This is a genomic window from Streptomyces sp. NBC_00212 (assembly GCF_045206365.1).
Taxonomy (GTDB): Bacteria; Actinomycetota; Actinomycetes; order Streptomycetales; family Streptomycetaceae; genus Streptomyces.
Genome location: NZ_CP108115.1, coordinates 2305315 through 2327242, shown reverse-complemented (window position 1 = coordinate 2327242; position 21928 = coordinate 2305315). Strand labels below are relative to the sequence as shown.

At 69.8% G+C, this 21928-nt stretch carries 15 protein-coding genes; 12 read left to right on the top strand and 3 right to left on the bottom strand.

Features of this window, described 5'->3' with window-relative positions; all coding sequences use genetic code 11:
• Nucleotides 1-78: 78 nt before the first annotated feature.
• Together OHA17_RS10550 and OHA17_RS10545 are read left to right on the top strand one after the other, a co-directional pair.
• A complete protein-coding gene (locus tag OHA17_RS10550) occupies nucleotides 79-636 on the top strand; it encodes a DUF485 domain-containing protein (protein ID WP_406506113.1) in 558 nt (185 codons plus the stop codon).
• Nucleotides 633-2231, top strand: coding sequence for a cation acetate symporter (locus OHA17_RS10545; protein WP_406506111.1), 1599 nt, complete (start codon nucleotides 633-635; stop codon nucleotides 2229-2231). Before OHA17_RS10550 ends, OHA17_RS10545 begins: the two co-directional genes overlap by 4 nt.
• 68 nt (nucleotides 2232-2299) lie before the next feature.
• On the opposite strand, the gene OHA17_RS10540 is transcribed toward OHA17_RS10545, so the two are convergent.
• Nucleotides 2300-2983 carry a response regulator gene (locus OHA17_RS10540; protein WP_406506109.1) on the bottom strand — a complete coding sequence of 228 codons (684 nt, stop codon included), beginning with the start codon at nucleotides 2981-2983 and terminating at the stop codon, nucleotides 2300-2302.
• Between the two features lie 145 nt (nucleotides 2984-3128).
• Between OHA17_RS10540 and OHA17_RS10535 the strand changes: the two genes are divergently transcribed.
• From OHA17_RS10535 to OHA17_RS10525, 3 genes are all read left to right on the top strand, one after another.
• The gene (locus OHA17_RS10535) at nucleotides 3129-3944 is read left to right on the top strand and encodes an ABC transporter ATP-binding protein (protein ID WP_406506108.1); all 816 of its coding nucleotides are present in this window, start codon (nucleotides 3129-3131) and stop codon (nucleotides 3942-3944) included.
• Nucleotides 3934-4794: an ABC transporter permease gene (locus tag OHA17_RS10530; RefSeq protein ID WP_406506106.1), complete on the top strand. Its 861-nt coding sequence runs from the start codon at nucleotides 3934-3936 to the stop codon at nucleotides 4792-4794. The genes OHA17_RS10535 and OHA17_RS10530 overlap by 11 nt, the downstream gene beginning before the upstream one ends.
• 208 nt (nucleotides 4795-5002) lie before the next feature.
• Nucleotides 5003-5995: an ABC transporter substrate-binding protein gene (locus OHA17_RS10525; RefSeq protein WP_406506104.1), complete on the top strand. Its 993-nt coding sequence runs from the start codon at nucleotides 5003-5005 to the stop codon at nucleotides 5993-5995.
• Between the two features lie 47 nt (nucleotides 5996-6042).
• Here OHA17_RS10525 and OHA17_RS10520 read toward each other — a convergent pair whose 3' ends face one another.
• Nucleotides 6043-6720: a response regulator gene (locus tag OHA17_RS10520; protein WP_398879922.1), complete on the bottom strand. Its 678-nt coding sequence runs from the start codon at nucleotides 6718-6720 to the stop codon at nucleotides 6043-6045.
• A complete protein-coding gene (locus OHA17_RS10515) occupies nucleotides 6717-8396 on the bottom strand; it encodes an ATP-binding protein (RefSeq protein ID WP_406506102.1) in 1680 nt (559 codons plus the stop codon). The genes OHA17_RS10520 and OHA17_RS10515 overlap by 4 nt, the downstream gene beginning before the upstream one ends.
• Nucleotides 8397-8774: 378 nt before the next feature.
• Here OHA17_RS10515 and OHA17_RS10510 point away from each other — a divergent pair, with 378 nt between their 5' ends.
• The 7 genes from OHA17_RS10510 (at nucleotide 8775) to OHA17_RS10480 (ending at nucleotide 21922) form a co-directional block, all read left to right on the top strand.
• Entirely contained in the window at nucleotides 8775-13082 is a 4308-nt protein-coding gene (locus OHA17_RS10510; protein WP_406506100.1) for a discoidin domain-containing protein, read from the top strand.
• A 113-nt stretch (nucleotides 13083-13195) separates the two neighbouring features.
• Nucleotides 13196-14203, top strand: coding sequence for a LacI family DNA-binding transcriptional regulator (locus OHA17_RS10505; RefSeq protein WP_406506098.1), 1008 nt, complete (start codon nucleotides 13196-13198; stop codon nucleotides 14201-14203).
• A gap of 211 nt (nucleotides 14204-14414) precedes the next feature.
• Nucleotides 14415-15836, top strand: a complete 1422-nt coding sequence (locus OHA17_RS10500) for an ABC transporter substrate-binding protein (protein ID WP_406506096.1) — start codon at nucleotides 14415-14417, stop codon at nucleotides 15834-15836.
• A 63-nt stretch (nucleotides 15837-15899) separates the two neighbouring features.
• Nucleotides 15900-16844, top strand: coding sequence for a carbohydrate ABC transporter permease (locus OHA17_RS10495; RefSeq protein WP_406506094.1), 945 nt, complete (start codon nucleotides 15900-15902; stop codon nucleotides 16842-16844).
• A gap of 19 nt (nucleotides 16845-16863) precedes the next feature.
• Nucleotides 16864-17739, top strand: a complete 876-nt coding sequence (locus tag OHA17_RS10490; protein ID WP_406506092.1) for a carbohydrate ABC transporter permease — start codon at nucleotides 16864-16866, stop codon at nucleotides 17737-17739.
• A 48-nt stretch (nucleotides 17740-17787) separates the two neighbouring features.
• Nucleotides 17788-19419, top strand: coding sequence for a glycoside hydrolase family 13 protein (locus OHA17_RS10485; protein WP_406506090.1), 1632 nt, complete (start codon nucleotides 17788-17790; stop codon nucleotides 19417-19419).
• Nucleotides 19420-19468: 49 nt separating this feature from the next.
• Nucleotides 19469-21922: a discoidin domain-containing protein gene (locus tag OHA17_RS10480; protein WP_406506088.1), complete on the top strand. Its 2454-nt coding sequence runs from the start codon at nucleotides 19469-19471 to the stop codon at nucleotides 21920-21922.
• The last annotated feature ends 6 nt before the right edge of the window (nucleotides 21923-21928 follow it).

The following is a 21928-nucleotide window of genomic DNA, read 5'->3' as shown; positions in this document are numbered from 1 at the left end:
GGAGAGTCCAGAGCTCGCCCCTCTGCCCATCCTTGGGCCACGCGGCCGAACGGGGCTGTGGGCAAGGAGAGTTGTGCGGTGGAGAAACAGGAAGGGCGTGATCCCGCGGAGGCGCGGATCGACGACCCCTGGTACGACGCCCTCGCCTCCGGGTGGGGCGAGGTGGACGGCGAGACGGTGCCCGCGACCGTGCCCGTACAGCATGACGACGGCGAACGGCTCAGCCCGGCCGAGATCTATCTCGAAGTGCACCGCAGCGCCGCCTTCCAGGAGGTGCGCCGTCGCTACCGCCGCTTCGTCGTCCCGGCCGCCCTCGCCTTCTTCGCCTGGTACTTGGCCTATGTGATCACCGCGGTCAGCGCCCCCGGCCTCATGGCCCGCCCGGTGGTCGGCGCGGTGAACGTGGCGATGGTCGCGGGGCTGGCCCAGTTCCTCACCACCTTCCTGCTGACCTGGGCGTACGCGCGCCATGCGCGGCTGCGCCGGGACCGGGCCGCACTGGAGCTGCGCTGGGTCGTGTTCGAGCAGAACCAACAGAACAATCAGCAGCACAGCGGACCGAACCAGCAGGCCGAACAGGGGCGCGGGCCCCGGGGGATCGGCGGACGGGGAACGACACGGGGGACCAACAAGTGATCGTCGGCGGGGACCAACAGACTCTGGCGCTGCTCCTCTTCAGCGCGTTCGTGGCGGCGACGCTCGCCATCACCACCTGGGTGAGCCGGAACCGGCGCGGCTCGGCCGAGGAGTTCTACACCGGCGGGCGCCTGTTCTCGCCCATGGAGAATGGTTTTGCCATCGCGGGCGACTACATGTCGGCCGCCTCCTTCCTCGGCATCTCCGGACTGATCGCGCTCTACGGCTACGACGGAATGCTGTACTCCGTGGGCTTCCTCGTCGCCTGGCTGGTGGTGCTGCTCCTGGTCGCCGAACTGGTCCGCAACTGCGGCAGGTTCACCCTGGCCGACGTGGTCGCGGCCCGGATGAGCGAGCGCCCGGTGAGGATCGCGGCGGGAACTTCTTCGGTCACCGTGTCCGTTCTCTATCTGGTGGCGCAGATGGTCGGCGCGGGGAGCCTGGTCGCCCTGCTGCTCGGCGGCACCAGCGACGCCGCGCGGAGCTGGACGGTCGTCGGGGTCGGCGCCCTGATGGTGGTCTATGTGTCGCTCGGCGGGATGCGGGCCACCACCTGGATCCAGATCGTGAAGGCCGTCCTGCTCCTGGCCGGCACGATCACCCTCACCGTGCTGGTGCTGCTGCGCTTCCACGGCGACATCAACCTGCTGCTGAACTCGGCGGCCGAACGCAGCGGCCACGGAAAGGAGTTCCTCTCACCCGGCCTCAAGTACGGCGGGGACTGGACGGCGCGGTTCGACTTCATCAGCCTGGGGCTCGCCCTGGTCCTCGGCACGGCCGGACTGCCGCACATCCTCTCGCGCTTCTACACCGTGCCGACCGCGCGGGCCGCCCGCCGCTCGGTCGTCTGGTCCATCGGCCTCATCGGGGGCTTCTACCTGATGACGATCGTGCTCGGCTTCGGCGCGGCCGCGCTGGTCGGCTCGGCCGAGGTCAAGGCCTCGAATCCGGCTGGGAACACGGCCGTCGCCCTGCTCGCCCACCACCTGGGCGGGGGCGCCGGTTCCACAGGCGGAACGGTTCTCTTCGCCGTGGTCGCCGCCGTCGCCTTCGCCACGATCCTCGCCGTGGTCGCGGGCATCACCCTCGCGTCCTCGGCGTCCGTCGCCCACGACCTGTACGCCTCGCTCCGGCGCCGGCACGCCAAGCAGCGCAGCGAGGTGGCGGTCGCGCGCGTCGCGGCGGTGGGGATCGGGGCGGCGGCCATCGCCCTCGGCCTCCTCGCCCGGGACCTCAATGTGGCCTTCCTGGTCGGCCTGGCCTTCGCGGTGGCCGCCTCCGCGAACCTTCCGGTGCTGCTGTACTCGCTGTTCTGGCGGAACTTCACGACGCGGGGCGCCGTGTGGTCGGTCTACGGCGGCTTGGTCCCGGCGCTGGTCCTGGTGCTGGTCTCGCCCGTGGTCTCCGGCAGCCCCGAATCCCTCTTCCCCGACGTGGACTTCCAGTTCTTCCCGCTGCAGAACCCGGGGCTCGTCTCCATCCCGCTGGGATTCGTCGCGGGCTGGCTCGGCGCGGTGACCTCACGCGAAATGCCGGACGAGGCGAAGAACGCGGAGGCGGAGGTGCGGGCCCTGACGGGGGCGGGCGCGGTGTAGCCCCCGTCCCCGCGCCGACTCCGGGTGCGGCGTGAGTCAACTCTGCTTGTGCAAAGGGGAGTTGAGCCTCACACCATCCATGCGTACCGATGTTCCGGGCGTCCCGTCTCTCCGTACCGCAGGGTCAGACGGAGGCGGCCGGACTGTTCCAGGAGACGGAGATAGCGCTGGGCGGTGGAGCGGCTCAGGCCGGTCCGGTCGGCGACCTCGTGGGCGGAGAGCGGGTGGTCCGCGGTGTGCAGCACGTCGCGGATGAGCTCCGCGGTCGGCACCGAGTGGCGGCTGGGCAGCCCGGTGCGCAGGGCCGCGAAGATCCGGTCGACCTGCTCCTGGTCCTGGGCGGCTGGCCCGCCGCCGACCGTCCCCGCGGCCCGGTCCACCGTGCGCCGCAGGGTCGCGTACGAGTCGAGTTTGGCCCGGAGCCCGGCGAAGGTGAACGGCTTGACCAGGTAGTGCAGGGCGCCGTGGCGCATCGCGGCCTGGACGGTCGCCACGTCGCTCGCCGACGTCACCATGATCACGTCGGTGTGGTGGCCCTGCTGACGCATCCGGCGGACCAGGCTGAGCCCGGTCTCGTCGGGCAGGAAGTGGTCGAGCAGGACGAGGTCGATGGGGTGGCGTTCCAGCGTGGCCAGCGCCTGGGCGGCGTTGTGCGCCCGCGCCGCGACCCGGAACCCGGGAACCTTCCCGACGTACGCCGCGTTGATCTCAGCGACACGGAAGTCGTCGTCCACGACCAGGACGTCGATCAAGACAGTCTCCTCCTCCGTGCCCGCTCTTCGAACCCCGCAGTTGTATCGCGCGCAAAACGAGCACAACAGGGGTTTGCGAGCAGAAGTGTGTCTTGAGACCACAAGGCTGACGCCATGGCGCGGGCCGCATCTACGGTCCCGCTCCATGAACACAGACACCAACCCCGCCATCGAGCTGAGGGGCGCCGGCAAGGCGTTCCGTACGCCGTCGGGGACGCTGCACACCGCCGTGCGGGAGCTCGATCTGACCGTGCGGCAGGGCGAGTTCGTGGCCGTCGTCGGCCCCACCGGCTGCGGCAAATCGACCACGCTGACCCTGGTCAGCGGCCTGGAGGAGCCCACCGAGGGCGAGGTCCTGGTGGCCGGGGAGCCGGTCGAGGGCATCGGCGACAAGGTCGGTTTCGTCTTCCAGCAGGACGCCGTCTTCCCTTGGCGCACCGTGCTCTCCAACGTCATGGCGGGCCCGCGTTTCCGCGGCGTACCCAAGGCCGAGGCGAAGGAGGCGGCTCGTGCCTGGCTGGCCAGGGTCGGCCTGTCGGCGTTCGAGGACCGCTATCCGCACCAGCTCTCGGGCGGCCAGCGCAAGCGCGTCGCGCTGGCCGCGACCTTCGTCAACGACCCCCGGATCCTGCTGATGGACGAGCCGTTCTCGGCCCTCGACGTGCAGACCAGGGCCCTGATGTCGGACGAGCTCCTCGACCTGTGGTCCGGCACCGGAGCCTCCGTCGTGTTCGTCACGCACGACCTGGAGGAGTCCATCGCGCTCGCCGACCGGGTCGTCGTGATGACGGCGGGCCCCGCCACCGTGAAGCGGATCTTCGACATCGACCTGCCGCGCCCCCGCAGGGTCGAATCGGTGCGCCTGGAACCCCGGTTCATCGAGATCTACCGGGAGATCTGGGAATCGCTCGGCGAAGAGGTCCGCATCACCAGGGAGCGGGGTGCCGCCGATGTCGCCTGACACCGTCGCCGCCCTCGGGGCCAAGCCCGGGACCCGCAGCCAGGCTCGCGCCCGTGCCGCCCGCAACCGCCGACTCCTGGTGCACGGCAGCCGGGTCCTGCTCCTGGCGCTGGTCGTGGCGCTCTGGGAGATCCTGGCCCGCGCCGAGATCATCGACCCGTTCAACTTCTCGATGCCGTCCGCCATCGGGGACCAGATCCGCGAGTGGGCCGTGCACGGCACCGCACAGGGATCGCTCTGGGAACAGATCTGGTACACCCTCTACGAGGCGCTGCTCGGCTGGGTCCTGGGTGTCATGGCGGGTGTCGTGCTCGGCATCACGCTGGGCCGGATCCGGTTCCTCGCCGATGTCCTCGGCCCGTACATCAAGGTGCTCAACGCCATTCCGCGCATCGTGCTCGCGCCGGTCTTCCTGATCTGGTTCGGCCTCGGGCCGGCCTCGAAGGTCGCCTCCGCCGTCGTGCTGGTCTTCTTCCCGGTCTTCTTCAACGCCTTCCAGGGGGCGCGCGAGGTCGACCGCAACCTGGTGAACAACGCCCGCATCCTGGGCGCGAGCAACCGCCGGGTCACCCTTCAGGTGGTCATCCCCTCCGCCACCTCCTGGATCTTCACCAGCCTCCATGTCAGCTTCGGCTTCGCGCTGATCGGCGCGATCGTCGGCGAGTACATCGGCGCCACCAAGGGGCTCGGCCTCCTGGTGGCCGCCTCGCAGGGGACCTTCAACGCCGCCGGGGTGTACGCGGCGATGGCCATCCTCGCGGTCGTCGCGCTGCTCACCGAGGGGCTGCTCACCTTCGCCGAGCGGCGGCTGTTCCGCTGGCGCCCGGCCGAGGCGGGCACCGAACACTGACCGGCCCGAGGGCCGACCTTCGCCGAGCGCCGACGGGCTCCCGCGCGCCCCATATCCGTACCGCAACAATGATCACAGGGACGTGATGATCATGCCGAGCAACCCCAACTTCCGTACAGCTGACGCCAGTTGTCGACGACCCGCCATCCGTAACCCGCGCCCCGCACCTTCGGCCGTTCTGGCCGGAGGGCTGTGTGTCGCGCTGCTGATGACGCTCTCCGGATGCGGCGGCGACTCCGCCTCGGATGCCAAGAGCGCGTCCGGACAGGCCAAGGTCAAGGTGATGGTCGGCGGTCTGGACAAGGTCATCTATCTGCCCGCGATGCTGACCCAGCGGCTCGGCTACTTCAAGGCCGAGGGTCTGGACGTGGAGCTGCTGACCGAGCCCGCCGGGGTGCAGGCCGAGACCGCGCTGATCTCCGGCGACGTCCAGGGCGCCGTCGGCTTCTACGACCACACGCTCGACCTCCAGGCCAAGGGCAAGAAGGTGGAGTCGGTGGTGCAGTTCTCGCACGCGCCCGGCGAGGTGGAGGTGGTCGCCGACCAGGCCGCCGGCAGCATCGGTTCGCCCAAGGACTTCAAGGGGAAGAAGCTGGGGGTCACCGGGCTCGGCTCCTCGACGGACTTCCTCACCAAGTACCTCGCCGTGCGGGACGGGGTGAAGACGAGCGAGTTCACGCCCGTCGCGGTGGGCGCGGGGCAGACGTTCATCGCCGCGCTGAAGCAGGGCTCCATCCAGGGCGGCATGACCACCGACCCGACGGTGGCGACCCTCGTCGACCAGAAGCTGGGCAAGGTCCTGATCGACATGCGCACGCCCGAAGGCTCGCAGCAGGCGCTCGGCGGTCCCTACCCCTCGTCCAGTCTGTACATGAACACGGAGTGGGTGAACGGCCACAAGCAGACGGTGCAGAAGCTGGTCAACGCCCTGGTGAAGACGTTGCGTTGGATGTCCGCGCACAGCGCGGAGGAGATCGCGGCGAAGATGCCCGCGGACTACGCGCAGGGCGGCAAGGCTCTGTACGCGCAGTCGATCAAGAGCACGCTGCCGATGTTCACCAAGGATGGCGTCATGCCCGAGAACGGCCCGGAAACGGTCGAGAGGGTGCTCAAGGCGTTCAATCCCAACCTCAAGTCCGCCAAGGTCGATCTGTCCGGGACCTTTACGACGGAGTTCGTGAAGAAGGCCTCGCAGAGCTGACCCGTAAGAGCCAATGCCGCAGAGCTCAAACCCCCTGCCCGGGGTGCCTACAGCGAGGCCGCCCACGCGTAGCGGTGCTCGGGGCGGCCGGTCTCGCCGTAGCGCAGGCCGAGCCGCACCCGGCCCGCCCGCTCCAGGAGTTTCAGATAGCGCTGGGCTGTCTGGCGGCTCACCCCGGCCCGCTCCGCGATCTCCTGCGCCGAGAGCGGGCCTTCGGCCTCCTTCAGGACCCTGCGCAGCAGGTCGGCGGTGGTGGGGGAGTGGCCCTTGGGGAGGTCGGGCTCGGCGGGGACGGACAGCGCGCCGAAGATCCGGTCCACCTCCGCCTGTTCGGCCTCGCCGCCGCCGTCCAGGGTGCGGCGCAGCACGGCGTACGCCTCCAGCTTGGTGCGGAGCCCCGCGAAGTTGAACGGTTTGACCAGGTACTGGAGTGCGCCCTGGCGCATCGCCGCCTGCACGGTGGCGACGTCGCGGGCCGCGGTCACCATGATCACGTCGGTGTGGTGGCCGAGCCGGCGCAGCTCCCGTACGAACGCGAGGCCGTTCTCGTCCGGCAGATGGTGGTCGAGCAGCACCAGGTCCACCGGGTGTTCGACGATCCGGGCGAGCGCCTCGGTGGCCGAATGCGCCTGGGCGACCACCCGGAATCCGGGAACCTTCGCGGTGTACGCGGCATTGATGTCGGCGACCCGGGGATCGTCGTCCACGACCAGCACGTCGATCATCGCGCCTCCTCCACGGCCTTGCTCCAGTGTCCGTCGTCAGTGAGCTCCTGCTCCAGGGCCTCGCTCAGCGCATCCGGCAGGACGACGGTGAACTCCGCTCCGCCGTCCGGGCCGGTACCGACCCGGGCGCTGCCGCCCATCCGCTCCGCGAACCGGCCGACCAGCGCGAGACCGAGCCCCCGCTTGCCGTGGGCGGGCGGCTCCTTGGTGGTCCAGCCCTCGGTGAAGACGAGCTCACGCTGCTCGGCGGGGATGCCGGGCCCGTTGTCGCGGACCCGCAGGACGACGGTACGTCCCTCGGCGCGCAGCTCCACCTCGACCGCGGCGCCGGGCGACCCGGCCGTCGCGTCCAGCGCGTTGTCGAGCAGGTTGCCGGTGACCGTGACCAGGCCGCGCGGATCGACGAGCCGGTCCGGCAGCGAGGTGGCGGGGGACAGGCTGAGGGCGACCGCGCGCTCGGCGGCGACCGTCGCCTTGCCGACCAGGACCGCGGCGAGCAGCGGGTCCCTGACCTTCTCGGTGACCTGCTCGGCGGTGGCCCGGTGCACCCCGACGACCTCGGTGATGAACTCGACGGCCTCCTCGTACAGCTCCAGTTCGAGCAGGCCGAGCAGGGTGTGCAGGCGGTTGGCGTGCTCGTGGTCCTGGGCGCGCAGGGCGTCGATCAGGCCCCGCGTCGAGTCGAGCTCACGGCCCAGGCGCTCCAGCTCGGTGCGGTCACGGAGGGTGGCGACGGCGCCCCCGTCGTCCGTCGGCATCCGGTTGGCGACGAGGACGCGGTGACCGCGCACCGTCAGTAGGTCGGTGCCCTCGACCCGGCCGGCGAGCACATCGGTCGTACGCCCCGCGCCGAGCACCTCGTCAAGGGCCCGGCCCCCGGCCTCGGGGCCGACGCCGAGGAGGCGCTGCGCCTCGTCGTTGAGCAGCCTGATCCGGCCGTCGCGGTCGAGCGCGACCACGCCTTCGCGGATGGAGTGCAGCATGGCCTCGCGCTCGGCGAGCAGCCCCGAAATATCGGAGAAGGCCAGGTCACGGGTCTGCTTGTGGATGCGCCGCGCGATCAGATACGCGGCGAGCGCGCCCACCGCGAGCGCCCCGCCCGCGTAGGCGAGCAGGCCCGGGATCGCGTTCAGGAGCCGGGCCCGGACGCTGTCGTACTCGATGCCCACCGAGACGGCGCCGACGATCCGGCCGCCGGCGTCCCGCAGCGGCACCTTGCCCCGGGCCGAGCGGCCCAGGGTGCCGCTGTCGATCTCCATGACGTCGCGGCCCGTGAGGGCGTCGGTCGGGTCGGTGGAGACGACCCGGCCGATCTCGCCGGGGTCGGTGTGCGACCAGCGCACCCCGCGGGTGTCCATGATCACCACGTATTCGGCGCCCGTCGCCTGCCTGATCCGCTCCGCGTCCGCCTGCACCGGCCCCTGGGCGGACGGCCGCGAGGCGAGCAGGTCGTCGGCGACCTGCGGCTGGGCGGCGGTGGTCGCGGCGATGGCCAGCGCGCGCCGCATGGCCTGGTCGTCGAGCTGGGCGCTGAGCGGGGCCAGGAAGAGCCCGGTCGCGAGCACGGCGACTCCGGCGGCGATGGCCAGCTGCATGAGCAGCACTTGGGAGAAGACGCGCCGAGGCCAGCCAAGCCGCCGCCGGCGCGGGGTGGTCCTGGTGGGTGGGGCGGTCATGGACAGGCACGTTAGACGGCCCGGAGCGCATCCCGAAATCCCCCCGGGATCACCGTGCGATCTCCGTAAATGCCGCCGGGATTCGACGAAAGTCGCTTGCGTTGTTTGCGGATATCTTGCGGGCTGCTGTCGTGCTGCCAGGAAAGCCGCAGTACGCGCCAGTGACGGGGAGGAAAGCGATCGTTCCGGTTCGCCGGGCGGGCCGGGACGCCGGGTTCTCGGGCTGGTCGTAGGGATGGACGCTCGGACACATCTCTGCAACTCTCTCACCGCTCAGCGCAAATTACGTGGCTCTTCGCTGCAGAAACCCAGGTCGCCAGAAGCCCTGGCGGCACGAACCCCCACCGGACACCCCCTAGTCGCGCAGATCGGGGACACATGAGAACGCACCGTTGGAGATGGCGCACGCGGGTCAGATTGCTCGCCGCGGTTCTCGCCACCAGCCTGTTCATGATCGGTTGGCCCGCGCTCTCCGCCTCGGCGGCGGGCGCCACGGACCTGGCCGCCCAGAAGCCCGCGTCGGCATCCGGCGCGAACGGCCCGTACGTCGCCAAGAACGTCACCGACGGCGACCAGGCCACGTACTGGGAGAGCGCGGGCAGCGCCTTCCCGCAGTGGGTCCAGGCCGACCTCGGCGCCACCAGCAGCATCGCCGAGGTCGTCCTGAAGCTCCCCGCGTCATGGGCCGACCGCAAGGAGACGCTGTCCGTGCAGGGCAGCGCGGACGGCACGGCATTCAGCACGCTGGTGGGCTCCGCCGCGTACGGCTTCGCGCAGAGCTCCGGCAACACGGTGAAGATAGGGTTCGCCGCCTCGCGGGCCCGGTTCGTACGGATCGAGATCACGGCGAACACCGGCCGGCAGGCGGCCCAGCTCTCCGCGCTCGAAGTGCACGCGGCCGACGGGCCGAGCAGCACCAACCTCGCCCTCGGCAAGACCCTCACCGCGAGCAGCACCACCCAGACCTACGCGGCCGCCAACGCCAACGACGGCGACAAGGCGAGCTACTGGGAGAGCGCCAACAACGCCTTCCCGCAGTGGATCCAGGCCGACCTGGGCGCGACCGTGCCGGTCGACAAGGTGGTCCTCAAGCTGCCGGACGGCTGGGGTGCCCGCACCCAGACCCTCAAGATCCAGGGCAGCGCCAACGGCACCGACTTCACCGATCTGACGGCCTCGCAGGGCTACGACTTCACCGCGGCCAACGGCCTCACGGTGCCGGTCGCCTTCGACGCGGCCACGACGCGCTACGTCCGGGTGCTGATCTCCGGCAACACCGCGCAGCCCGGCGGCCAGCTCTCCGAGCTGGAGATCTACGGCCCGGCGACGGGTGACACCCAGCCGCCGAGCGCCCCGAAGAACCTCGCCTACACCGAGCCCGCCTCCGGTCAGATCCGGCTGGCCTGGGACGCGGCCACCGACAACACCGGGGTCACGGGGTACGACATCTACGCCAACGGCGAGCTGCGCACCAGCGTGGCGGGCAACGTCACCACGTACACCGACAGCCAGCCGGCGAGCGCCACGGTCGCCTACTACGTGCGAGCGAAGGACGCGGCCGGCAACCAGTCGGCCAACAGCAACACCGTGACCCGGAACGGCAGTTCGGGCGACACCCAGGCTCCGACCGCGCCCGGCACTCTCGCCTGCACCGAGCCGGCCGCCGGGCAGATCAGGCTCACCTGGACGGCCTCCAGCGACAACGTGGGGGTCAGCGGATACGACATCTACGCCAACAACCAGCTGCTCAAGAGCGTGGCGGGCAACGTCACCACGTACACCGACAGCCAGCCGGTCACGGTGACCGTCTCCTACTACGTGCGGGCCAAGGACGCGGCGGGCAACCAGTCCGGCGCCAGCAACTCGGTGACCCGCAACGGAACGTCGAGCGGGGACGGGTCCAACCTCGCTGTGGGCAAGCCGATCACGGCCTCGTCCTCCACGTTCACCTTCGTCGCCGAGAACGCCGACGACAACAACACGGCGACCTACTGGGAGAGCGCGGCGGGCGGCTACCCGAGCACCCTCACCGTCAAGCTGGGCGCCAACGCGGACACCAACACCGTCGTCCTGAAGCTCAACCCGGACAGCAGCTGGGGCAGGCGGACGCAGAACATCGAGGTCCTCGGGCGCGAGCAGAGCGCGTCCTCGTACACGAGCCTGGTGGCGGCCAAGGACTACACCTTCGACCCGGCGAGCGGGAACACGGTGGCCGTACCGGTCGCGGCGCGTGTCGCCGACGTCCAGCTCAAATTCACCTCCAACACCGGTGCAACGGGCGGGCAGATCGCGGAGTTCCAGGTCGTGGGGGTGCCTTCGCCCAACCCGGATCTGGAGGTGACCGCGCTGACGGCGAGCCCGTCCGCGCCGGTCGAGTCGGACGCCGTGACGCTGTCGGCGACCGTGCACAACAAGGGGACCAGCGCCTCGCCCGCGACCACCGTCGCCTTCCAGCTCGGCGGCTCCAAGGCGGCCACCGCGAACGTCGGCGCGCTCGCGGCCGGTGCCTCGGGGACCGTGAGCGCCTCCATCGGGACGCACGACGCGGGAACTTATCCGCTCAGCGCGGTCGTTGATCCGGACAACACCGTCATAGAACAGAACGACACCAACAACAGCTTCACGGGCAGCCCCCTGGTCATCAAGCCGGTCGACTCCAGCGACCTGGTCGCCTCCGGGGTCAACTGGACGCCGAGTGCCCCTTCGGCGGGCCAGTCGGTTGGCTTCTCGGTGACGCTGAAGAACCAGGGCACCCTCGCCTCGGCCGGCGGCAGCCACGCCATCACGCTGACGCTGATCGACGACACGGGCGCCACGCTGAAGACGCTGACCGGCGCCTACAACGGCGCGCTCGCACCCGGAGCCACCGCGTCCCCGGTGGGCCTCGGCAGCTGGACGGCGGCCAACGGCAAGTACACGGCGAAGGTGGTGATCGCGGACGACGCCAACGAACTGCCGGTGAAGCGCGCCAACAACACCAGCTCGCAGGCGTTCTTCGTCGGACGCGGCGCCGACATGCCGTACGACACCTATGAGGCGGAGGACGGTGTGACGGGCGGCGGCGCCCAGGTGATCGGGCCGAACCGGACCGTCGGCGACCTCGCGGGCGAGGCGTCGGGGCGCAAGGCCGTCGTGCTCAACTCCACCGGAAACTATGTGCAGTTCACCACCCGGGCCGACACCAACAGCCTGGTGACGCGCTTCTCCATCCCGGACTCGGCGGGCGGTGGCGGCACCAGCGCCAACCTGGACATCTATGTCGACGGCGTCTTCCGCAAGGCCATCGACCTCACCTCGAAGTACATGTGGCAGTACGGCGCCGAGGCCGGCCCCAACAACTCGCCGGGCTCCGGCGGCCCGCGCCACATCTACGACGAGGCCAACATCCTGCTCGGCGACACCGTGAAGGCGGGCAGCACGATCCGGCTCCAGAAGGACGCCGCGAACTCCTCCACGTACGCGATCGACTTCATCAACCTGGAGCAGGTCGGTCAGGCCCCGAACCCCGACCCGGCGGCCTATGCCGTGCCGGCCGGGACCGCTCAGCAGGACGTGCAGAACGCCCTGGACAAGGTGCGGATGGACACCACCGGCAAGCTCGTCGGCGTCTACCTGCCACCCGGCACCTATGCCACCAGCAACAAGTTCCAGATTTACGGCAAGGCCCTGAAGGTGGTCGGAGCGGGCCCCTGGTTCACCCGGTTCGCGACCCCGCCCGACCAGGAGAACACCGACGCCGGATTCGACGTCCAGTCCTCCGCCAACGGCTCGTCCTTCACCGGATTCGGCTTCTTCGGCAACTACACCTCGCGCAACGACGGCCCCGGCAAGGTCTTCAACTGGTCGAACGTCGCCAACATGACGATCGACAACGTGTGGGTCGAGCACATGATGTGCCTGTACTGGGGCACCAACACCGACCACATCACCATCAAGAACTCCCGGGTCCGCGACCTGTACGCGGACGGGATCAACCTCACCAACGGCAGCAGCGACAACACCATCAGCAACGTCGAGGCCCGCTCCACCGGGGACGACAGCTTCGCCCTGTTCCCGGCGACCGACATCAACAACGCGGACGAGACCGGCAACGTCTTCGAGAACCTCAGCGCCCTGCTGACCTGGCGGGCCGCCGGATTCGCCGTCTACGGAGGCACCGCCAACACGTTCCGGAACCTGTACGCGGCCGACATGCTCACCTATCCCGGACTGACCATCGCCACCCTGAAGTTCGGCTCGATCCCGGCCCTCGGCTTCGGGGCGGATCCGACGAACTTCCAGGGCATCTCCCTGGTGCGTTCCGGCGGGCACTTCTGGGGCGCGCAGGCATTCGGGGCGCTGTGGATGTACTCCGCCGAGTACGAGTTCCAGGGGATCCGGATCAGCGACCTCGACATCACCGATCCGACGTACTCCGGAATCATGTTCCAGACGAAGTACAACGGCAGTACGCCGCTGTACCCGATCAAGGACAGCGTGCTCACCGACGTCAGCATCAGCGGGGCGAAGAAGAGCGGCGACGCCTTCGACGCCAAGTCCGGCATCGGCATCTGGGCCAATGAGCTGTCCGAGCCCGGGCAGGGCCCGGCCGTCGGCGAGGTGACGTTCAACCACCTGAAGCTGAGCGACAACGCGCAGGACATCCGGAACACCACGTCCACCTTCAAGATCAACAACAATCCGTAACGGAGGCCGCGCGGCGCCGCCCCGGGACTGCCCGGGGGCGGCATCCGCACGTCCCGAAACCGAGCCCGACATCAACGCAAGCGGCTTGCATGGCTTGCGCTAGTCTTGCGCGCATGACGCGACGACTTGCTCAGGTGGCGAAGAAGGTTGGAGTCAGCGAGGCCACGGTCAGCCGGGTGCTCAACGGCAAACCGGGAGTCTCCGCATCCACCCGGCAGGCCGTGCTCACGGCGCTCGACGTGCTCGGCTACGAGCGCCCCACCCAGCTGCGCGGCGAGCGCGCCCGGCTGGTCGGCCTGGTCCTGCCCGAGCTGCAGAACCCCATCTTCCCGGCGTTCGCCGAGGTCATCGGCGGCTCGTTGGCCCAGCAAGGGCTCACCCCGGTCCTGTGCACCCAGACCAAGGGCGGCGTCTCCGAGGCCGACTACGTCGACCTGCTCCTCCAGCAGCAGGTCTCCGGCGTCGTCTTCGCGGGCGGGCTCTTCGCGCAGCTGGAGGCCCCGCACGGGCACTACCAGCAGCTCGCCGACCGCAAGGTCCCGGTCGTCCTGATCAACGCCGCCATCGAGCACCTCGACTTCCCCGTCGTCGCCTGCGACGACGCGGTGGCCATGGAACAGGCCTGGCGGCACCTGGTCTCCCTGGGTCACCGGCGCATCGGCCTGGTGCTCGGGCCGCCCGACCACGTCCCCTCGCGGCGCAAGCTGGAGGCGGCCCGAGCCCTTGCCGAGGCGGCCGGCGCGGAGCTCGGCGAGGACCGCGTCGAGCGCGCCATGTTCTCCCTGGAGGGCGGCCAGGCCGCCGCCTCCCGCCTCCTGGAACGCGGCGTCACCGGCATCATCTGCGCCAGCGACCCGCTCGCGCTCGGCGCCGTGCGGGCCGCCCGCCGACGGGGACTCGACGTGCCCCGCGACGTGTCCGTCGTGGGCTACGACGACTCCGCGTTCATGAACTGCACCGAGCCCCCGCTGACCACCGTCCGCCAGCCCATCGAAGCCATGGGCCGGGCCGCCGTCGAGCTCCTGTCCGCGCAGATCCAGGGCGGCGTGGTGCCCCCCGGCGAGCTGCTCTTCGAGCCCGAGCTGGTCGTCCGCGGCTCGACCGCGCAGGTGCCGCGCTAGGCGCTTGCGTACCTCTGTCATCCGGCGCGTCGGGTCATGCGGCCCGGCGCGCTGTTGCGTGCGTCCGTCGCACCCCATGCGTACAACGCTCTGTCGAAGTTTTACTAAATCAGCGCGAGATATTGCGCCGCTGTGACGCCGGTGGTTGAGTGTGCCGCGCCCCGCTGCCGTCAGCGACGGGCTTCCACGCTCCTCCCGAAGGGGTCCTGTGATGAGACGCACCTGGTTCAGTCCCGCACGACCAGCACGCCGCACCGCCGCCACCGCGCTCGTCGGCGCCGTCGCCCTCGCCGCACTCGCCGCCTGCGGAACCAGCAGCGACACGGGCAGCGGCGACAACAAGCCGGGCAGCGGATCGAGTGACCCCGCGGCGCCGCTCGACCCGAAGACCAAGGTGGACCTCACCATCGACTGCGTGCCGCCGGCCGCGAAGGCCGCCGAGCTCAAGGAGTGGAACCAGGACGTCGCGACGTTCAACAAGACCTACCCGAACGTCAAGATCATCGGTAAGTCCACGCCCGGGCAGTGCGAGGAGCCGACCCGCTTCACCGCCGCCCTCAAGGCGAAGTCCCAACCCGACGTCTTCTACACGTACTTCACCGATCTCCAGCAGGTCCTGGACAACAACGGCGCCGCCGACATCTCCCCCTACGTCACCGCCACGTCCGTACCGGCGCTGAACAGCATCGACCCGGCCGTGATGGGGGTGTACAAGAAGGACGGCAAGATGTACGGCCTGCCCACCAGCAATTACCAGATGGGCATCATGATCAACCGGAAGCTGTTCCAGCAGGCCGGGCTCGATCCGAACAAGCCGCCGGCCACTTGGGACGAGGTCCGCGCCGACTCCCGGGCGATCGCCAAACTTGGCAACGGCACCTACGGCTACGGCGAGTACAGCGCCGAGAACACCGGCGGCTGGCACTTCACCGCCGCGATGTACAGCCTCGGCGGCGACGTGGTGGGCGCCGACGTCAAGGCCGCCTTCAACAACGACACCGGCAAGCAGGTCCTCCAACAGCTGCGCGACATGCGCTGGAGCGACCAGAGCATGAGCAAGACCCAGCTCCTGAAATGGGGCGACCTGCAGAAGCAGATCACCGCCGACAAGCTCGGCATGTTCCTCGCCGCACCCGACGACATCGCGTACATGGTCCAGCAACTCGGCGCCAAGTACGAGAACTTCGGCATGGGCCCGATCCCCGGCGGCAAGGCCACGCTCACCGGCGGCAACGGCTACATGATCAAGCAGGGCAGCTCGCCCGACAAGATCAAGGCCGCGATCGCCTGGCTGAACTTCAAGACCCTCAGCCCCGGCAAGGGCCAGTTCGACTGGGCCCGCACCAAGGCCGACCAGCTGCCGGTCGGGGTGCCGCAGCCCAACTTCTTCACCGGTGACGTGAAGGCCGCCGACCTCACGTCCCGTACCGACAACGCCACCATGCCGGTCGCCAACTTCGCGCCGTACCTCGCCCACCCGATCCCCGGCAAGGCCGAGCCGCCGAAGGCCCAAGAGGTCTACAAGGTCCTCGACAACGCGATGTCCGCGGTGCTCACCAACAAGGACGCCGACATCACGAAGCTGCTCTCGACCGCCCGGACGCAGGTCGACCAGGTCCTGGCGAACCAGTAGCGCGCACGGCGGCAGGGGCCGGAGCACCCGCCGGCCCCGCCCGCCCCGGATTCGGGAGTGACGATGTCGGCCTCCACCCTGCCCACGCGGGAAACACCACGGACGCACCGGAGCCGTCCGCTGCCCCGGCAGCGCGGATTCGCCCGCGCACTGCGGCGCAACCTCACCGCGCACGGCTTCCTCATCGGCGCCGTGCTCTGCTTCGCGTTCTTCTCCTGGTACCCGATGGTCAGGGAGTTCGTGCTCGCCTTCCAGAAGACGAAGGACGGCCGCACCACCTGGGCCGGCTGGTCCAACCTCCGTCACGTCTTCCACGACCCGGCGTTCTGGCAGGCCTGGCGCAACACCCTCCTTTTCACCGGTCTCGCCCTGCTCCTCGGCTTCGTGCTGCCGTTCCTGGTCGCCGTCCTGATCAATGAATTCCGGCACGGCCGGGGCTACTTGAGGCTCCTCGTGTACCTGCCGGTGATGCTGCCGCCGGTCGCCTCGGTGCTGCTCTTCAAATACTTCTACGACCCCGGGTACGGCCTGTTCAACCGGATCTTCGAACTGTTCGGCCTGCCGGAGCAGCAGTGGCTGCAGGCCACACACACCGCCATGCTCTCGGTCGTGATCGCGGCGACCTGGATGAACATGGGCAGCGCGACCCTGGTCTACCTCGCCGCCCTCCAGGGCATTCCCGGCGAGCTGTACGAGGCGGCCGAGCTCGACGGGGCCGGGCTGTGGCGCAAGATCTGGCACGTCACGGTCCCGCAGACCCGGCTCGTGCTCTCGCTGATGTTCCTGATGCAGATCATCGCGACGATGCAGGTCTTCACCGAGCCGTTCCTGCTCACCAACGGCGCGGGCCCCGAGGGCTCGACGACGACGGTGGTCTACCTCATCTACCAGTACGCCTTCAACTTCAACAACTACGGCGGGGCCGCGGCGCTGGGCTTGTGCCTGCTGGTCCTGCTGGCCGGGTTCTCGGCGGCGTACGTGCGCCTGAGCCGCGACAGCGACGACTAGACCGGACGGTGGGGGACCCATGCCGACACGCACGCTCATCTCACCGGCCACCCTCGGCCGCACCCGGGGCAAGGTCGTCTACTGGACCGTCTTCTCCCTCGTGATGGTCCTCTTCACACTCGTCTTCATCGGTCCGCTGTACTGGATGGCCGTCAACGGGTTGAAATCAACAGAGGAGTTCACCAGGATCCCGCCGACCCTGGTCCCGCACGGGATGCACACCGAGAACCTCACCAACGCCTGGCGGGTGATGGACTTCGCGAAGCTCCTGCTCAACACGCTCTGGTACGCGTTCGGCGCGCTCGCCTTCCAACTGGTCCTGGACGTAGCCGCCGCCTACTCGCTCTCCAAACTGAGGCCCGTGTTCGGCAGGGCGATCCTCGCGATGATGCTGGCCACCCTCATGATCCCGGCCGCCGTCCTCGTCGTGCCGCAGTACCTGACCGTGCTCGACGTGCCGATCTTCCGGCGGAACCTGCTCAACACGCCCTGGGTGATCTGGCTGCCGTCGGTCACCAACGCCTTCAACATCTTCCTGCTCAAGCGGTTCTTCGACGCGATTCCGCGCGAGCTCCTGGACGCCGCGTCGCTCGACGGGGCCTCACCGCTGCGGACGCTGCGCTCGGTGGTGCTGCCGATTTCGCGGCCCATCCTGGGCGTCGTGTCCATCTTCGCGGTGGTCGGCGTCTGGAAGGACTTCCTCTGGCCGATGCTCACACTGCCCGACCCCGGCAAGCAGACCCTCAACGTCGGCATCTACTCGCTCTCCCAGGGTGTGCCCGAGAACTGGCTCACGGCGGCGCTCGCCATGGCGTCGCTCCCCACACTTCTCATCTTCATCGTGTTCCAGCGCAACATCATGAGCGGTCTCACCGCGGGCGGCCTCAAGGGCTGACGTCCCGGTCCCGCCCCTCCCCGCACTCCGCCGCCGGCCCCTTCCACCATGCCCCCGCTGAGCAACGGGGCCGGCGGCGGGATCCCACCTGCCCGAAAGGAACCTGCCGTGGCAGCCCACGAAAGCGACGACTGGTGGCGCTCGGCCGCCATCTACCAGGTGTACGTACGCAGCTTCGCCGACGGTGACGGCGACGGCACCGGCGATCTCGCGGGCGTCCGGGCCAAGCTGCCCTACCTCGCCGAACTGGGCGTCGACGCCCTGTGGTTCACCCCCTGGTACCTGTCCCCACTCGCCGACGGCGGGTACGACGTCGCCGACTACCGCGTCATCGACCCGGCCTTCGGCACCATGGCCGAGGCCGAGAAGCTGATCGCCGAGGCGCGCGGGCTCGGCATCCGCACCATCGTCGACATAGTGCCGAACCACATGTCGGACCAGCACATATGGTTCCAGGCGGCGCTGGCGGCCGGGCCCGGCAGCCCCGAGCGCGAGCTCTTCCACTTCCGGCCCGGCCGCGGCGAGCACGGCGAACTGCCGCCCAACACCTGGCCGTCGCAGTTCGCGGGCGAGACCTGGACCCGGGTCGAGGACGGCGAGTGGTACCTGCACCTGTTCACCCCCCAGCAGCCCGACCTCAACTGGGCCCACCCGGCGGTCCGCCGGGAACACGCGGACGTGCTGCGGTTCTGGTTCGAGCGGGGCGTGGCGGGCGTCCGCATCGACTCGGCGGCACTGCTCGCCAAGGACCCCGCACTGCCCGAGTTCGTCGCGGGCCAAGGCCGGCATCCGTACATCGACCTCGACGAACTCCACGACATCTACCGCTCCTGGCGGGCGGTGGCCGACGAATACGGGGCGATCTTCGTCGGCGAGGTGTGGCTGCCCGACAGCGAGCGCTTCGCCCGCTATCTGCGCCCCGACGAACTGCACACCGCCTTCAACTTCAGCTTCCTGTCCTGCCCTTGGGACGCCGCCCTGCTGCGCGCCTCCATCGACGACACCCTCGCCGAACACGCCCCGGTCGGCGCGCCCGCCACCTGGGTCCTGTGCAACCACGACGTGACCCGCACGGTCACCCGCTACGGCCGCGAGGACACCGGGTTCGACTTCGCGACGAAGCGCTTCGGCACCCCCACCGACCTGGCGCTCGGCACCCGGCGGGCGCGCGCCGCCGCCCTGCTGTCGCTCGCGCTGCCCGGCTCGGTCTACCTCTACCAGGGCGAGGAGCTGGGCCTTCCCGAAGCCGACATTCCGGTGGACCGCATCCAGGACCCGATGCACCTCCGCTCCGGCGGGGTCGACCCGGGCCGCGACGGCTGCCGCGTCCCGCTGCCCTGGACGGCCGAGCCGTGGGCGACGCCCTGGCTGCCGCAGCCCGCCGACTGGGCCCGGTACGCGGCCGACCGGCAGGGCGAGGACCCGTCCTCGATGCTCGCCCTCCACCGCCGGGCCCTCCGGATCCGCCGCACCCAACAGGGCTTCGGGAACGGCGAGTTGACCTGGCTCGACGCACCCGACGGCGTGCTCGCCTTCGCCCGCGAGGGCGGCCTGTGCTGCGTGGTCAACTTCGCCGACGAGCCGGCCCGGCTCCCGGACCACCGCACGCTCCTCCTCGCGAGCGGCCCCCTCGCCGACGGGCTGCTCCCCAGGGACACGGCGGTCTGGCTGCGCGCCTGATCCCGTCCGCGCCATCCCCGCTCCCCATTCCCACAAGGAAGGATCTGTCATGGGCATGATCAGAGATGCGATCGGAGCCGTGCGCCAGCAGCCCCCGCCGACGCCGAGGCGTGCTGCATCCGTCGGACGTACCGCATCCCCCGGCCGGGCCGCCGCCGCGGTCGCGGCGCTCGCCTGTGTCGTCGCGCTCGGCGCCGTCGGGATCGGCGGCGGCGCCTCGGCTTCGGCCGCCGAATCCGCCCCGCTGTCCCCGCTCGCCGTGGCGGGCCGGGGCGCCACCGTGCCGTTCACCGAGCTGGAGGCGGAGGCCGCCGCCACCAACGGCACGGTGATCGGCCCCGACCGCACCTACACCTCGCTGCCCTCCGAGTCCTCCGGGCGCAGTGCGGTGAAGCTCGACGGGGCAGGCCAGTACGTCGAGTTCACCCTCACCGCACCGGCCAACGCGGTCGGCATCCGCTACAGCGTCCCCGACAACGCGGCGGGGACCGGGATCAGCGCGCCGATGGAGATCAGCTCCGGCGGTACCAAGCTGAAGGACGTCACCTTCACCTCCAAGTACGGCTGGTTCTACGGCAGTTACCCCTTCCAGAACCAGCCGGGCGACAAGCCGCACCACTTCTACGACGAGACCCGCACACTGCTCGGCACGACTCTGCCCGCCGGGGCGAAGGTCCGCGTCACCCTGCACTCGACCACCGCGACGCCCTGGGCGGTCGTCGACCTCGCCGACTTCGAACTCGTACCGGATCCGGCGCCCCGGCCCGCGGGCTCGCTGTCCGTGACGGACTACGGCGCCGACGCGAGCGGCGCGGCCGACTCGACCTCCGCCTTCCAGCAGGCGGTCGACGCCGGAAAGGCCCAGGGCAAGGAGGTCTACATCCCCTCGGGCACGTTCAGGCTCACCGACCATGTGGTGGTGGACCAGGTGACGCTGGCCGGGGCGGGCCCCTGGTACTCGGTCCTGACCGGCCGCAGCTCCACCGACCGCACCCGGGCCGCCGGGATCTACGGCAAGTACGTGACTGGCGGCGGCTACAAGGGCGGCATCCGCCCGTACGAGGCGGGCGGGCCCAGCCGCAACGTCATCCTGAAGGACTTCGCGCTGATCGGCGAGATCACCGAGCGTGTGGACGAGGACCAGGTCAACGGGATCGGTGGCGCGCTCAGCAACTCCACCGTCGACGATGTGTGGCTCCAGCACACCAAGGTCGGGGCCTGGATGGACGGGCCCATGGATGACTTCCACATAAAGAACAGCCGGATCCTGGATCAGACGGCCGACGGCGTCAACTTCCACTGGGGAGTGACCCATTCATCGGTGGAGAACACCTTCCTGCGCAACACCGGTGACGACGGCCTTGCCATGTGGTCGGACACCGTGACCGACGCGAACAACACGTTCAAGGGCAATACGGTGGTGGCGCCCGTCCTCGCCAACAACATCGCCCTGTACGGCGGCAAGGACAACGCGGCGACGGACAATGTGGTCGCCGACACGGTGACCAACGGCGGCGGTCTGCACGTCGGCAACCGGTTCGACGGCGTCAACCCTGGCAGCGGTACGGACGTCCAGGGCACCGTCACGCTGGCCCGCAACACGACCATACGGGCGGGCAACGCGGACCTCGGCTGGCCCTTCCCGATCGGCGCCGTCTGGTTCGACTCCCGCAACAGCACCATGGACAAGGCGACGGTCAATGTCACCGACACCGACATCCTGGACAGCTCCTACGCGGCCGTCCAGTTCGTGTCCGGCACCACGAAGGGGGTCGCCTTCAACAACGTCAACATTGACGGCACCGGCACCTTCGCCCTCCAGTTCAACGACCCGGCCCAGCTGAGCATGACCGGCGTCACGGCGAAGAACCTCGGGTTCGGCGAGCCCGTCTACAGCTGCCTCGGCGGCAGCCTCGCCCTCACCCAGGGCCCGGGCAACTCCGGCTGGAACGGCAAACTGCCCGCCACCTACTGCGGGGAGTGGCCGAGGCCCAACTACGACCACGGCGGCGGTACGACACCTCCGAGCAGCCCGCCGCCCACCGGGCCGACCTCGCCGCCGCCCAGCAGCCCGCCCGCCGACCCCGACCTCGCCAAGGGCCGCCCGGTCACCGAGACCTCGCACACCCAGGTCTACGACGCGGCCAAGGCCGTCGACGGCGACGCCAACTCCTACTGGGAGAGTGCCAACAACGCCTTCCCGCAGTCGATCACCGTCGACCTCGGCTCCGTACGGAGTGTGGACCACCTCGTCCTGAAGCTGCCGCCCGCCACCGCCTGGGGCGCCCGCACCGAGACGCTGTCGGTGCTGGGCAGCGCCGACAACGGCTCGTACGGGCAGCTCGTCGCGAGCCGCGGCTACACCTTCGATCCGGCCACCGGCAACCAGGTCACCATCGCCCTGCCCGCGAACACCAGCACCCGCCATCTGCGGCTGACGGTGACCGCCAACACGGGCTGGCCGGCCGCCCAGTTCAGCGAGTTCGAGGCGTACGGCTCCTGATCGCCA